The following is a 15,169-nucleotide window of genomic DNA, read 5'->3' as shown; positions in this document are numbered from 1 at the left end:
GCTATAATGAGATAAATCTGACTAAAATTTATGCCATTGTAAATACACAACGATAGCGTTAATAGAACTAAATTCTACTAAATGAAAAAGAAAATGTTATGAAGATAGAAGACTTGCAAGTATTGCTTAAGGTGGCAGAACTGCATTCAATAACTGCTGCAGCGAACCAGCTAGACATAAGTTCATCTGCCGCAAGCGTAGCTTTAAAACGGTTAGAGCAAGACGTTGGTACTCAACTGTTTGTGCGAACTACCCGCAAAATACGGCTATCTCCTGAAGGTGAGCGTTTTCTCCCCTTATGTCAGCAAGCACTAGACTTACTGCAACAAGGTGTTATGCGTATCAGTGAAGAGCAGCAAGACATTAACGGCGAAGTAAAGATGGCCATGTCTTCAGAGATGGGCCGAAACCTAATGCGGGTTTTGCTAAACGACATTATGGCGGAACATGAAGACGTATCTGTTAGGTTACAGGTAAGTGACAGTCGTGTGGATTTCTACCGCGACGGGGTAGATGTTGCGCTAAGAGCCATGACCAAAAGCGCGGTACAAGAGCTCAATATGTATGGGTTTAAAATTTGCAATATCCCACACTTTATTTGTGCTTCGCCACACTATATTGAAAAGTATGGAGAACCTACTAGCCCCCAAGAATTAGCAAATCACAATGCATTGCTTTACAAATTGTACGAGCTAACCCACGACGGTTGGGATCTCTACAAAGGTGGAGAGGACGGTAAAGAGAAAGGTAAAGAGAAATTCAAAGTTAAAGTAAAAAGTAACCGCGCAGTGAATGATGGCGACATTGTGCGCCGATGGTGTGTTGATGGGGTGGGTATCGCAAAGAAGTCCGTTATTGATATTGCAGAGGATTTACTGGCCGGGAGACTTCAACGGATTATGCCAGCTTATCACGTACCGCTTACTGAAATGTGGCTAGTGCTACCTAGCAGGCAACTTATTACGCCTGCAATTCGTTTAATTCGTGATGAGCTTAAGATGAAAATTAGTACGCTAAGAGAAGCGCTGATTTTGAAAGACATAATAGATGAATCTGATTGGCCAAGCACCGAGTAGCTACGTGCATCGCGAGTAGTAAAATAAGGATTTTTTGTAAATGTAGTTGAATTAAAAAATGTGTTTAATTACCATGCGCGCTTGATAATGAGATTGGTTATCATTTGCAACTATATAATGGACACATAATGCACATAAACTGTACACACACGACTAAAATTAGCGCAGCTACTGCGATTTTCTCCCTTTTTTATACCACTGCAATCTCGGCTCAAGCTGTTCAATCACAGGATGTTACGTCCTTAGAGCAAAGCGGTGAAGAAGCACAGATAGAGCAAACGATAACAGACGAAAACCTAGATATTGTTACTGTTTACGGTCGTCATAACAGACTGATATTAGAATCCGGTACGGCTACTAAGTCGAACATGAGCTTAATGGAAACGCCTGCGGCTGTAGTACTGGTTGATGGAACCTTACTAAAAGAGCAGGGCGTCGACACGCTGCAAGAAAGTATTCGTAACATTAGTGGTTTAACCCAAGATGGCAATAACTACGGCGTTGGCGATAATCTTGCTATTCGTGGCTTAGGTGTAAATTATACCTACGATGGTATTTATGCTGGTGCAGATTTAGGCAATAGCTACAACCCAACACGTTCAATGACTAATGTAGAAAGCATTGAAGTGTTAAAAGGCCCTGCAACGGGTCTTTACGGTATGGGTGAAGCGGGCGGTATTATCAACCTTATTGAGAAAAAGCCTCAGTTTGAAGAGCGATACGAGATAGAAGCATCGATAGGTAGCTGGGACAGTTACTCACTTATGTTTGATGCAACAAACGCCATAAATGACTCATTGGCTTATCGCGTAGTGGCTAATCATGAACAATCAGACGGCTATCGTGGACTTAGTGATGAACGAAGCGAGCTTTATACTTCATTGCGATATGACTATTCTCCCGACAACAAATTTTTAATTTCCGCAGCATATATCGACGATGCGGTGCAAATTGACTCTATCGGTCATCCGGTACGCTTAATCGACTTAACTTTATTAGATGCTGAGGCTGGTAGTGTTACCGCGTCAGATTTAGTTAATGGCGACGTAGATAGCGGCGGTTTGCAGCTTACCGATGAGCAAATAGCAGAGCTTGCAGCTTCGCTAACCTCTACAGATGGTGTTCAACCCTATGATTTAGGCGATACCAGTCTTATTTCACCATTGTCAGAGCCAAATGAAGGCAAAGAGTTTCGTATCAAAATACGCCAAGATGTGAACTTAGCGGATAACTGGACACTGACTCAGCAATTACAATACCGTACATACGAAACTGACTATATTCGCCAAACTAGTGCATACAACTATGTGTATACGGAACGCACAGATGTAATCAACTTGGAGCCACGTGCGCCGTTAGTTATTGACGATGTGTTGTACCCATTTGCTGCTCGCAGGCAAGAATACCGAAACATTGTGGCTGACGAAAAAGTATGGCAATACTTTATTGATGTTACGAATACGTGGTCGGCTGGCAGCGTTGAAGGTGAGCATCTGTTTAGCGCGAACTACGAAGATCACGAAATGTCCTACGCGCAGTGGTCTATTTGGGATGCTGACGATACACGAAGTGATGCAGTGCCTTACATTTTGGATATTCGTAATCCAAACTGGCCAACGGGTACGTTCGATGATTACAACCCATCGCTGCGTAGCAAGTATGAAAAAGACGTATCTAGCTGGGGCGTAAGTTTTCAAGAAGTGTTGTACTTCAATGAATATCTAACAGGTCGTTTCGGCGGTGCTTATGGTGCGGTTAAACAAACCTATTTGAACCAATATAGCGATGGTAACCCAGAGTACGATGCTGACGATGACGGTTTCACTTACAACTTAGGCTTAACCTATAAAGTAACACCGAATATCTCTACCTTTATTAACCATTCAAAAGGTAGAACCGCTTACAGTGTCTTAGGTTCACTGAGCGAAGAGAGCAATCGCCCTGATTCTGAGTCAATCTCGTGGGATTTAGGTTTACGCTTTACCGCGTTATCTGAACAGTTACTTGGTTCAATCGTGGTATTCGATACCGCAAGAACGAACCTGCAATACACTAACCCATTGTATGAAGACAATATTGACGACCCAGCGTACAACATTGATGTTCCAGAGTTCTACTACGATGAGCAAGAGCGTACTACCGGTGTTGAAATTGATATTAACTTCGACATTAATGAGCAATGGGCGCTTAACACTAATGCTACGTACCAAGAGCCGGTAACAGAACCGGGTAATTTTGCTAGCAGCACTGATGAAGAGCAAACCAAAGGTATTGCCGAAAAAACGGCAAGCACGTGGTTAACTTACAGTCATTCATTCAGCGCATTACCTGCACCCGTAAAATTCAGTGTTGGTGTGTCTTATGAAGATGAGCGTACTATTTCAGCATCTGCGTTTGGTATTTATTACGCCTTCGTAGATTCATACACAGTATGGGATGCTGCAATTAGCTATGTGTCTGACGACTGGGATGTTCAGCTAAATATCAAAAACCTTGATAATACCGATTACTATAGTAGCGCTATGTACCTTGGTGGTCTTCCTGGTGAAGAACGAAATGCCAAGTTAACGGTTGCGTACCGCTTTTAATCGTAGGCATTTATAGTAAGACAGGTATTAAAACGCTTGAATAAAAACGTAGCTGTTATACTGCGTAGCATAGCCGCCATTATTGGCGGCTATGTGCTATCCGCATTATTATCCATTTACTTAACCTATTCTTTCGTGCATTTATTGCATATCAACAAAGGCGTAGCTGTGCTCACTGCTAGCATGATGAGTTATGTCGCTTTTTTTATTCTATTTATTTCTAGTTTCGCGGTATCGAACATTGTGAGATGGCTTATTAGCTGTACTCTGATTATCGCATTAGCCGTGCTATTTTTGCCCTTGGTAGACGTATTGTGAAAACAACATTTAGAAAAACAATGATTTGGCTTCATACCTACTTAGGCATTATTTCTGGCTGGTTGTTATTCGTTATTTTCGTAACGGGTACGCTAAGTTATTTTACCCCAGAAATTACGTATTGGATGATGCCAGAGCGGCAGGTTATTGTAAGCGATGGGTTTGACCGAAATGTTGTGGTAGAGAAGGCGAGCCATACGCAGGCCAATACGCAGACTAATACAAAGGTGACTCAAGAGAGTCAGCAATACCAGATAGAACAATCGTTAAACTACTTACAACAACATGGCAAAAGCGCTAGTTCATGGCGAATTTATCTACCTACCGCCAGAGAACAGCATTGGTATGTTCAGTGGCGTGAGGGGAAAACACGCCATAGGGTGAGTTTTAACAAAGACGCTACGCCTTTTAAGTCAACAACTGATACGAAAGGTGGTTTGTTCTTCAGGAATTTCCACTATACGTTGCAACTTAGAGGTTACGGCGGCCGCTATATCGCCGGAATAGCCGCTATGGCTATGCTGCTTACTCTTTTCAGTGGAATTTATACTCATAGACGTTTCTTCAAAGATTTTTTTACCTTACGCAAAGGCAAGATTACAAAATGGACTTCCGATCTTCATGCATTGGTTGGCATTGTAACGCTACCTTTTTGCTTAATGATTTGTATTAGTGCCATTATGATATACGCCATAATGTACATGCCTTTTTCGGCAAATATGCATTTTGAACAAGGCGAGCGGGGCGTGAATAAAGCAATCATTCCATCGCTTCCCCCACTTACTGATAGTACAAATACGGCAGCAGGCTCGGTAAAAAGCTCGGCAGCAGGCGCCTCTGAAAATACGCTAAGCAAATCGATAGCGTACTCAGCCATACTGACTAGCTTAAAAGCACAATGGCAAGAGCCACACGCGATTAAGCGAATCACGGTAGAAGCACCGGGTAACGAAAATAGCCGCTTTATTATTGAACGCACTAAAAGCCTAACGGTTTCGAACCGCGCCGACCGACTTGTTTATTCAAGTTATACCGCAACGCCTCTTGAAGGCTATGCAGATGAAAGTGCACCCGCCACTTTCAGGCGAATAATGTATGGGTTACACCAAGCGAACTTTGCCACCACTGGTTTACGGTGGTTACTTTTTGGCTTGGGGGTATTGAGCTGCGTGCTTATTGCCTCGGGGTTAATTGTTTGGGTTAATCAGCGGCGTACAAACCTTGGTAAAGGGCAAAAGCGTAGGCCTTTATCGTTATACATTATGGAAAAGGGCAACATCGCTGCCATTATGGGAATGGCCATTGCAACGCCTGTTTTTTTGCTTGCTAACCGGCTTATCGCTGCCGACACCTTAAACCGAGCTAATATGGAAATTAATGCATTTTTTATTGCTTGGCTATGTTGCTTGCTACACGCCATTTTTAGGCCTGCAAAAAACGCGTGGTTTGAACAAGTATTGGTTGCTGCCGTAAGCTATATGGGGCTGGCTGTGGTTGGAATATGTATGCCTTTTGACAGAACACTGAATGCATTCAGTACGATGGATGTCACTTACTTAAGTTTTATTATTGCATTTGTTTTAGCTGGGAGTGGCTTCGCTGTTTTAGCGCATTGGTTAAAGGGTAGGTTAGAGAACCCGCCAATGAACAATACCGTTGGCAAAGGGGGGCGCCCATAGTGCTAGTTGTCGCCGGTTTATTATTTATAGGTATTACATTGCTCGCCTTGGCTAGCAACAAGCACTTCAAGCTAGTCGCTTCTAAATTGAGTCGTACAAAAAATAAGGTATTAGTTCAAAAAGCAATGGCGGCTAGTGGTTGGATCGTAGTCATGCTGTCATTGGTTGCGACGATTTATGCAGCAATGTCGTCGTCAATGCCAATATCGATAGCACTTGTTTGGTGGTTTAGTTTAATGGCCGCGGCTATTTTGGGGGTAGCATTGGTCATTAGTGAAAAAAGTACGCGCTAATCTGCTTCACGTACTTCCAGCGCTTCAATATTGATAATAGTAGAGCGGTTTAGGGTTATTTTAAACCGCTGTACTTGCTGGTGCTTTTGTTTGTCAGTATGCATTAGCACCACGTTTATTTGATAGCGTCTCTCTACAGCCTGCTTAGTAATTTTGTTGTTGTCTAGCGAATACAGCCTACCTTCGCCTTTTTTCAAAAAACGAATAAAAGGGGTAAGGTTGAAGTAAATACGTTGTTGTATGTCATCGTAACCAGGCAGGAAGCTTTTCGCATTCACGCGAGTATCGCTGCGAAAATGTAACAGCTGAGCGGCCTGTTTGTTTTGCTGCCTACGGGTTTGATACAGTCTATCAACCTGCTTAGGTAAATCTCTATTACGAATGTATTCAAGCCAAATAGTTTGGGTGGCTATTCTGCTTTTGTTTACGCTGTGGCTATAAATGATCTTCCACTTCGGTAAACCCTTTTGAATACGCCGCCAAATTACCCGTGTAATGTCTTCTTTAAAGATTTCCCGTAACCCGTAAATAACCCCCAGTATACCTACGAAGGCCACCGTCACCTCAGTGAAATTAGTACGAGCGTTTAGCACTAAAACCATTACCGCCGCCATGATCACAGCGGTTACCGTACCTTTAACCAAGCGGTTTAAATAAGTATTAAGGCTTTTCGTTTTCTTTTGAAATACCACGCCGTATTCAATTAAACGCTGTAATAGCCGCATCTTATTCGTAATACGGTTTGGATCGTCTAACGTAATCTGCGAATTGTACTGATTATCTGCGCGGTATTGATTTTCTCGGCGACAGAAATCGAAAAGAAATTTTCGCTCACTGGAATAATCACTACTTTTTGGAGCAGAGGACAATAGCTTTAAAAAAGACTGCTCTACCTGCCAACTCAAATAATTATCGGCATTCTCAAAATACGCCCGTAGTTTTTCATCAGAAGGGGTGTAACGCCTAAGTTTTTTTAACAGATCTGAGGTTTGCTCTGCTAATACGATAGCTTGAGGATAAAACGTTTTGCTATCTTTAATCTTCAGCGTTTGCTTAACGTCTGTGTCGAGTGCGGTACGGATTTGATACGAGTACAAGTTTAAATTTAAGCGGTAATCACTCTGCTCGCCTTTTTTCTGACTGATAAAGCGGCTTCGAACCAAAGGAACATGCAACTTATCTGAATAATAAGCACTGTGGTTTTGAATACTGTGGTGAAAATACTGTTCTTCGGTAAGGGTCTTCGAGCTAATACCCATTTCATCAGGCAGTGAAAAAAACAGGTCGAGACGCTGATGATCACTAGGTAATAGCTGATAATCGACTCTTAAAGACAGGTTTTCATCTTGCGTGAGTTTAATTTTGTGCACTTAGGTAATTTTCGCCTTATTCATCACAGTGTTACCGCTTCTTACGAAAGTATGCACTATTTTGGTTTTGTTACGAAGAATACTACGAATTATATCGCACTGATATCACCACTGATAGCGCGCTATTGCACTTTGAAACGAGTCGAACTAACTAATTCTGTCCGTCCACTTATGAAATAAGACTGACTTCTTCGAATTTTTCTGGTTGTTTTGTAACCTTTTTATAGGTTGGTACTTAGCGTAAGAAATTGTTCGTGTTCAACCTAATCGGTAATTCTAAAAAGCGAATGTTCTCGCAGGCCATGATAGGCCCTCCTTTGAATTGTTTATAAATAAACCAAAATCGAAAGAGTTAAGCTAATAAAACAGCATATTGAGCGCATTTTGACCTGTCCGTTCGGATTCAAACAAAGCGTCTTAGATTTAGCTCAAATCATTTTTCAACAAATTCAGCCTATGTCAACGTTGAATTATTAGTGTTAATCCCTTAGTATTTATTTTTATTGAACGATCAATTAATAAAAAATACACATTTCTCATATAAAGTTAGATTTCTTTTTTAGTCTTCAATACTGAATAGAGGGGCTTCTTTAATCTATCTTTCAGTTAGCCGCTGTATAACGCTTGCAAAGCATTTTAGGCGTTAGTGAAAACGCTGTTTGTAAACGTTTTAAGCATAAATAACGGATTCAAGACGTTAATTAAGCGGTATGTGTGTTATTTCGAGCGATCAGGCCTGCGTGAAGCGGTAAGCACGCCTGACGAAGTAAATTTGAACAATATCAGTGGGTTTTAAGCTGCTGATAGTTATCAAAATAGGTTTTAATGTGACGACTCCAGTTTATCAAAATTTTATTCACGGCAAGTTCATTGCTAATAGCAGTGGTGAGACGTTTGCGGTTAAAAACCCTGCTACCGACGACGTTATTTACCATGTTGAAGTGGCAGACGAAGCGGTACAACAAGCGGCAATAGCAAGCGCAAAAGAAGGCTTTGCTACTTGGTCTGCTATGACACCGGTTGAGCGCAGCCGTATTCTATTAAAAGCGGTGGCGTTACTTCGTGAACGAAATGATGAGCTGGCTAAAATTGAAGTGCTAGATACCGGTAAACCTTGGCAAGAAGCCGAGTGTGTAGACGTTGTAACCGGTGCTGATGTCATTGAATACTTTGCTGGCCTTGCTCCTACGCAAGTAGGTCAACAGCAAATGGTAGGCGACGACTTTTACTACACACGTAAAGAGCCACTTGGCATTTGTGCAGGTATTGGTGCCTGGAACTACCCATTACAAATTGCATGTTGGAAGTCTGGCCCAGCTTTAGCGGCAGGTAACGCCTTACTATTTAAACCTTCAGAAGAAACACCTCTAGGTGCTATTAAACTAGCTGAAATTTTCTTTGAAGCGGGCGTACCCGCTGGCGTGTTTAATGTTGTACAAGGTGCAGCAGAAGTTGGCCAATGGTTAACCCAACACCCAGATATTGAAAAAGTGTCTTTTACTGGCGAAGTCGGTACGGGCAAAAAGGTAGTGGCGAGTGCAGCCGGTTCATTAAAAGACGTCACCATGGAACTTGGTGGTAAATCACCATTGTTGGTGTTTGAAGACGCCGACGTATCGCAAGCAGTAGGTGCCGCCATGCTGGGTAACTTTTATACCCAAGGTGAAGTTTGCACAAACTGTACACGAGTTTACGTGCATAAATCGGTATACCAAGCCTTTATTGACGAACTTAAAACCCGTACAGAACAAAACATAGTGGCTGGCGACCCGCTCGATCCAAACGTGAATTTAGGCGCACTTATTTCTAAAAATCACCAAGACTTAGTGATGAGCTACATCAATAAAGGTGTTGAAGAAGGCGCTACCGTGCTAACGGGCGGTACAACGCTTAGCCCTGAATCTGCGCCAAACGGCTACTTTGTGGCACCTACTGTATTCACCGATTGCACCGACGAGATGACTATTGTTAAAGAAGAAATCTTTGGCCCAGTTATGAGTGTGTTGGTGTTTGAAGACGAAGCGGATGTTATTCAGCGAGCTAACAATACCCACTTAGGCTTGGCTGCAGGTGTGTTTACCAAAGATATTAAACGGGCACATCGCGTTATCCATAAGCTGCAAGCCGGTATTTGTTGGATAAACAGCTATGGTAATTCACCGGCTGAAATGCCTGTGGGCGGCTATAAGCAATCAGGCATTGGCCGCGAAAATGGAATTGAAACACTCGATCACTACACCCAAACCAAATCAGTATATGTGGGCATGACCGACATAGAGAGCCCGTTTTAATGAGTAAGCAAGCATATGATTACATCATAGTAGGTGCTGGCTCTGCAGGGTGTGTGTTGGCTAACCGACTATCAGAAGACGCAAGCAATAACGTACTTTTGCTAGAAACCGGCGGCAGTGATAAAAGCATTTTTATTAAAATGCCCACGGCATTGTCTATTCCCATGAATAGCGACAAATATGCATGGCAGTTCCACACCGAAGAAGAGCCGTTTCTTGATAACCGCAAAATGCATTGCCCACGAGGCAAGGTATTAGGAGGTTCTTCATCAATTAACGGTATGGTGTACGTTCGCGGCCATGCAAAAGATTTCGATGAGTGGGAAGAACACGGCGCACAAGGCTGGAACTACCAAGCGTGCTTACCGTACTTCCAAAAGGCTGAGTCTTTTTACCTAGGGAACGACGAATATCGGGGTGGCAATGGGCCATTAGGGGTTAACAATGGCAACGAAATGGCCAACCCTTTATACACCGCCTTTATAGAAGCGGGAAAAGAAGCGGGCTACGCTACAACGGCTGATTATAACGCCGCCCAGCAGGAAGGCTTTGGTCCAATGCACATGACCGTGAAAGACGGCGTGCGCAGTTCAGCCAGTCGTGAATACCTAGACCCGATTAAATCGCGCAAAAACCTAACGCTTGTTACCGGTGCACTGGCTGAGAAGGTCTTACTTGAAGGCAAAAAAGCGGTGGGTGTGCAGTACAGCGTAAACGGTAAACGTGTTACCGCACAAGCCAATAAAGAAGTGGTGCTAAGCGCGGGTTCTATTGGCTCGCCACACCTTTTACAACTTTCTGGCATTGGCGACAGCGACACCCTTAAAGCAGCAGGCGTAGACGTTAAGCACCATTTGCCAGGGGTAGGGCAAAACCTACAAGATCACTTGGAATTTTACTTCCAGTACAAGTGCAAACAGCCTATTACGCTTAACGGTAAATTAGGGCTGATTTCAAAAGGACTAATTGGTGCACGTTGGATGTTTACCCGCAAAGGGTTAGGTGCCACCAACCATTTTGAGTCTTGCGCGTTTATTCGCTCGAAGCCTGGTGTTGAATGGCCAGATATTCAGTATCACTTCTTACCAGCGGCCATGCGTTACGACGGACGTAGTGCCTTTGATGGTCATGGTTTTCAAGTGCATGTTGGTCACAATAAGCCTAAAAGCCGTGGTGCCGTTACTATTAAAACGGCTAATCCTACCGACGCACCCAAAATTCAATTTAACTACTTGCAGCATCAAGACGACATTGAAGGCTTTCGTGCCTGCGTGCGTTTAACCCGTGAAATCATTGAACAAAGCGCGTTTGACGACTACCGAGAAGATGAAATTCAACCAGGTAAGCATATTCAAACCGATGAAGAAATTGACGCCTTTGTGCGCCAAGCGGTCGAAAGTGCTTATCACCCGTCATGCTCGTGCAGAATGGGTGAAGATGCCATGGCAGTAGTGAATTCCAATACGCAAGTGCATGGTATTGAGGGGCTACGTGTGGTGGATTCTTCAATTTTCCCAACCGTACCTAATGGCAACTTAAACGCGCCCACTATTATGGTGGCAGAAAAAGCGGCTGACTTAATACTAGGCAAGCCAGCGCTAGCACATTCACCAGTTAGCGTTGCTACATCAACTAACTGGGAAACGGTTCAGCGTAATGCAGCGATTTAATCTGAGCGGCCTACACGCACCAAAAAGGCATTTTTGGTACGTATGAAAAATATAACAACAGGAAGAAAGATGAAGCATTACCGATTGTTTTGGGGAGCTAGTAATGACCTTATGGCTTAATGCTGGGATCATTTTCACCCTATTGGCCATTGTGGTTATTCTTGTTAAATGGGGAAATGTGAAGTGTATCGGTGTAACACCGGTAAGGCTTTTCACCTTCATTGCTATTCTATTTACCTCGGGCTTAGATGTAGGCCTAATCATGTTTCCGCTTACCGAGTTCGGTGGCTATGCAAACATAGCAGCGAACCCTGAATACGCCTTTACCAATCCTATTGCGATTGAGTTTGGTTATTGGGGCTTCCTAATATGGGGCTTTTACTTTCTTACCTGCTTTTATTTCTGCGTGGTAGAACCCAAGGTTAAGTTCTTCGAAATACCACTGGTTAAATTCATTAATAACGTGGTCATTATTGGAACCTGCGCCTTTACCGCGTTTTTACTATTGTCGAATTTACCTTGGTATTTACCTGCTATCGGCGATGGCGAATCTATCATTCCAATTTTCTATTTCATCGTGTTCGCGGCTATCTGCTTTGCGGTTTACTCGAGCACCGACATTAAATATGTACGGTTATTAAGTATCTCTACCACATGGTTGTTTATTGCGTTAATCGGCTTCATGTGGGCGGGGGCCTTCTTGGGAAGTGACAGCCAAATTGCCGCATTTACACATAATTTAGAACTCATCGGCAGTTACTTTGGAAACATTGAACACTTCGTATTGCCGCTAAACGAATACCACGAGTTTTACCTATTTTGGTGGTTCGCGTGGAGCATCATGATTGGGCAGTTCACTTCGCGTTTTGTAGGTGGTTTACGCACCTATCAAGTGCTAGGTGCCATGCTGATATTTCCCTCAATACCTATCGCGGTATGGTTTAGCGTTATTTATCAATATCACGAAGCTGGCATACCCACCACGGGCTTAAAGAATTTTGCGATGGCCTTCGTAGGGATTGTATTTGTTATTAACTCATTAGATTCGCTAATTCGCCTGTACACAGACAACTTAAATTTAACGGTGAAGCGATTTGGCAGATTTAAATATATTGCCATGAATGTCGTCATGCTTTCCTTGCTGACACTGCTTTTTAAATTCGAGTTTTTACAAATTCAGTGGGTAGGGGCGTTAGTCATCGGCCTGTTTTTCAGCTGTGCGTTTTTCATGCTGTATCGCAAACCTAAAACCGTAAAAAATATCGATAGTTCTCCTGAAGACAACGAAATCGATTTTACAAAAATAGATTCAGGGCCGTAAGAGCCTCAAATAAAAACATCACTATCTATCTAATAACAGAAAATAAAACACAACACACAACGGGAGTTTTATGAACACTTATGTGCCAAAAAAACGAAGCTTAATCGCTTTATCTGTACTTGCAGGGATGTCTTTGACGTCAATAAACGCATTAGCTCAAGAAGCGGAAGCGCAAGCAGATAAAGAAGACAAGGATGTTGAATCAATATTAGTAACTGGGCGTAATGTTTCATACGCTAACAGCGCAATTTCTACAGAAATGAAAAAGCAACAGACCCCGATGACTAGCGCATTGGCATTAATCGACAATTTGCCAGGTGTATTGGTAACTGAAGGCGACCCATTTGGTTCTGATGAATGGTCTACAACGATTTCAATTCGTGGTTTTCAGGTTAACCTTGATTCTCAGCAGATTGGGATGACTGTTGATGGCATTGCCAACGGTAACTCGAACTATGGTGGTGGTACTAAAGCCAGCCGTTATATCGATACTGAAAACTTACGTGGTACTGAGGTTTCACAGGGTACCGCTGATATTAGCTCTCGTTCGAATGAAGCGCTAGGCGGTACGATGGATTTCACAACCATCATGCCTGCACTAGACGAGCAACTAACAGTAAGCACTACGTTTGCAGAATACAACGGTAGTAAAGTTTATGTTCGTTACGACACGGGCGAGATTGCCCCAGATACGTTCGCATGGCTTTCACTGTCTACTCAGCAAAATGATGATTACATGGATGGGTCGATTACGAATACCCGTGACCATTTAGAAGGTAAAATCATTAGTACAGTTGGTGAAGTAGACCTTACTGGCTACGTGAGTTACGACGATGCACAAGAATACACCTATCAACGTGTTTATGGTTTAGCCCAGTATGCTCAAAACCCTGAATGGGATGGCCTAACTGATACGTGGTCGGGTATTCCTTATCAAGATCAGGTGTTTCGCGAAGGGTGGGTTACCGAGCGTGAGAACTTCTTCACCTATCTAAAAGCCGATTTCTCAGTGGGCAGTGTTGATTTTAGTACTAACGTTTATTATCACGAAAACGAAGGTACTGGTAAGTGGAACCCATACTATATTGCCGATGTAACCGATGACGGCGCAGGTAATGCAAACTCTGAATTAAATACTTCAAGCACCGTAAACGGCGGCAGCACCCTAGGCCTAATCTATTTTGTTAATAGTGCTGGCGAAGCGTTGTCACCTATTGATAACTGTGTCAGCTCAATCAGTTCACCTTATGGTGGTGGTGGCGCTGAAGTTGATCCAAATTGTTATGAGCAGGGCGCTATTGCAGTAAGCTCTAATCGTCACACTCATTACAACAAAAAGCGTTACGGCATAAACGGTGATTTTGTTTGGCATACGACTATTGCCGATATGGACAACGTAGTTCGTGGTGGTTTTTGGTACGAAGATTATCAGCGTGACGAATACCGCGATTGGCACAAAACCATTGATGCTTCAACAAGCGCTCGTTACGAAAACACCCCTTATTGGATTCAGTACGACCGAGAGTTTCCTGTTGAAACCCTTATGTACTATGTTGAAAACGAACTTGATGCAGGCTTCGCTAAAATTCGTTTAGGCGCAAAGCAGTTTAACGTTGATGTGTCTAAAGAAGACCAGTTTACCCCTGAAAATAACTTAGATATATCGTCTGACTCAGATGTACTTATTTCTGCTGGTTTCGTTGCACCTTTACCGGTTGACGGTTTAGAGCTTTTCGGTGGATATGCAGAGAACTTTGCAGCGGTAAAAGATGCGGTGTTAGAGCGTGACGACACTGATATCAGTACGGTAGAGCCAGAAACCGCAGACAATATCGATTTCGGTTTGCGTTATTCAACGCGTGGGTTCAATGCAAGTTTAACGTATTACACGATTGAATTTGAAAACCGCATTACCTTTGTAAGTAACGAAGACGTAAACGGTATCGATTTCTTAGAATCTGCTGCAGGCGGCTACATCAATGACGGTGGTATTGAATCTGATGGTATTGAAGCATCAATTGATTACAGCATTACCGATTCATTAGGCATCTATGTTTCATATACTAAAAACGACTCAACTTATACTGACGAAGGCGTTAGCGGTAATACCGTGATAGGCTCGCCAGAAGATATGGCTGTGGTTAGTTTTGATTACACCAAAGGTGATTTTTACGCTGGCATTAGCACAAAATATGTAGGTGAGCGCTTCTTAGACCAAGCTAATACACAAGAAACTGACTCTTACATTGTAAGCGACCTGTATTTAGGTAAAACGGCTTACGACATTGGCGGTAGCATTGATAGCGTAGAGCTAAGCTTTACTGTAAACAATGTGTTCGATGAAGATTACCTTGGTTCTATTGCTGCAAACGCTGGATGGATTGGTGCCCCTCGCATCGCTTCTTTCAACGTGCGCGTTGCGATGTAATTCAATAAGTGTAAAAGCGCTATTCAATAGCGCTTTAGAATAAAAATAATAAAGCCGCAACCAGGCTTACTGGCTGCGGCTTTATTCTTAAATATTTTCGCATGGTTTACGTACTAACGCGCTATTGCTGTCTTT

10 protein-coding genes are annotated in these 15,169 nt (G+C 42.9%); 9 read left to right on the top strand and 1 reads right to left on the bottom strand.

What is annotated here, in order from left to right; translation table 11 throughout:
* The first annotated feature begins 98 nt into the window (after nucleotides 1-98).
* From ALT761_RS11130 to ALT761_RS11110, 5 genes are all read left to right on the top strand, one after another.
* Nucleotides 99-1,076, top strand: coding sequence for a LysR family transcriptional regulator (locus tag ALT761_RS11130; protein WP_129738708.1), 978 nt, complete (start codon nucleotides 99-101; stop codon nucleotides 1,074-1,076).
* Nucleotides 1,077-1,204: 128 nt separating this feature from the next.
* On the top strand, nucleotides 1,205-3,664 hold the full coding sequence (locus ALT761_RS11125; RefSeq protein ID WP_129738706.1) for a TonB-dependent receptor: 2,460 nt from the start codon (nucleotides 1,205-1,207) through the stop codon (nucleotides 3,662-3,664).
* Nucleotides 3,665-3,700: 36 nt separating this feature from the next.
* Nucleotides 3,701-3,982, top strand: a complete 282-nt coding sequence (locus ALT761_RS11120; protein ID WP_129738704.1) for a hypothetical protein — start codon at nucleotides 3,701-3,703, stop codon at nucleotides 3,980-3,982.
* Entirely contained in the window at nucleotides 3,979-5,661 is a 1,683-nt protein-coding gene (locus ALT761_RS11115) for a PepSY-associated TM helix domain-containing protein (protein ID WP_232043436.1), read from the top strand. The genes ALT761_RS11120 and ALT761_RS11115 overlap by 4 nt, the downstream gene beginning before the upstream one ends.
* Nucleotides 5,661-5,954, top strand: a complete 294-nt coding sequence (locus tag ALT761_RS11110; RefSeq protein WP_172602878.1) for a DUF3325 family protein — start codon at nucleotides 5,661-5,663, stop codon at nucleotides 5,952-5,954. The genes ALT761_RS11115 and ALT761_RS11110 overlap by 1 nt, the downstream gene beginning before the upstream one ends.
* Here the strand turns inward: ALT761_RS11110 and ALT761_RS11105 are convergent.
* Nucleotides 5,951-7,324: a hypothetical protein gene (locus ALT761_RS11105; protein WP_129738697.1), complete on the bottom strand. Its 1,374-nt coding sequence runs from the start codon at nucleotides 7,322-7,324 to the stop codon at nucleotides 5,951-5,953. The two genes, ALT761_RS11110 and ALT761_RS11105, sit on opposite strands and share 4 nt — an antisense overlap.
* 827 nt (nucleotides 7,325-8,151) lie before the next feature.
* Here ALT761_RS11105 and betB point away from each other — a divergent pair.
* The 4 genes from betB to ALT761_RS11085 all read left to right on the top strand — a co-directional run bounded on the left by betB (nucleotide 8,152) and on the right by ALT761_RS11085 (nucleotide 15,034).
* Entirely contained in the window at nucleotides 8,152-9,615 is a 1,464-nt protein-coding gene (gene betB, locus ALT761_RS11100; RefSeq protein WP_129738695.1) for a betaine-aldehyde dehydrogenase, read from the top strand.
* The gene (betA, locus tag ALT761_RS11095; RefSeq protein WP_129738693.1) at nucleotides 9,615-11,285 is read left to right on the top strand and encodes a choline dehydrogenase; all 1,671 of its coding nucleotides are present in this window, start codon (nucleotides 9,615-9,617) and stop codon (nucleotides 11,283-11,285) included. The genes betB and betA overlap by 1 nt, the downstream gene beginning before the upstream one ends.
* Nucleotides 11,286-11,388: 103 nt before the next feature.
* Complete coding sequence (locus ALT761_RS11090; protein WP_129738691.1) at nucleotides 11,389-12,606, top strand: BCCT family transporter; 1,218 nt, start codon at nucleotides 11,389-11,391, stop codon at nucleotides 12,604-12,606.
* 70 nt (nucleotides 12,607-12,676) lie between these two features.
* A complete protein-coding gene (locus tag ALT761_RS11085; RefSeq protein ID WP_129738689.1) occupies nucleotides 12,677-15,034 on the top strand; it encodes a TonB-dependent receptor domain-containing protein in 2,358 nt (785 codons plus the stop codon).
* Nucleotides 15,035-15,169 lie beyond the last annotated feature (135 nt).

Origin of the sequence: Alteromonas sp. 76-1, assembly GCF_900654235.1 — a bacterium.
In the GTDB taxonomy this organism is placed as follows: domain Bacteria; phylum Pseudomonadota; class Gammaproteobacteria; order Enterobacterales; family Alteromonadaceae; genus Alteromonas; species Alteromonas naphthalenivorans.
The sequence above is the reverse complement of the archived record's forward strand: the minus strand, read 5'-3'. Positions and strand labels throughout refer to the sequence as shown.

Bases quoted from the DNA above. Each gene is read 5' to 3' on its own strand.
- ALT761_RS11130 (WP_129738708.1), top strand. From the start codon at position 99: ATGAAGATAGAAGACTTGCAAGTATTGCTTAAGGTGGCAGAACTGCAT.
- ALT761_RS11085 (WP_129738689.1), top strand. From the start codon at position 12,677: ATGAACACTTATGTGCCAAAAAAACGAAGCTTAATCGCTTTATCTGTA.
- ALT761_RS11090 (WP_129738691.1), top strand. From the start codon at position 11,389: ATGACCTTATGGCTTAATGCTGGGATCATTTTCACCCTATTGGCCATT.
- betA (WP_129738693.1), top strand. From the start codon at position 9,615: ATGAGTAAGCAAGCATATGATTACATCATAGTAGGTGCTGGCTCTGCA.
- ALT761_RS11125 (WP_129738706.1), top strand. From the start codon at position 1,205: ATGCACATAAACTGTACACACACGACTAAAATTAGCGCAGCTACTGCG.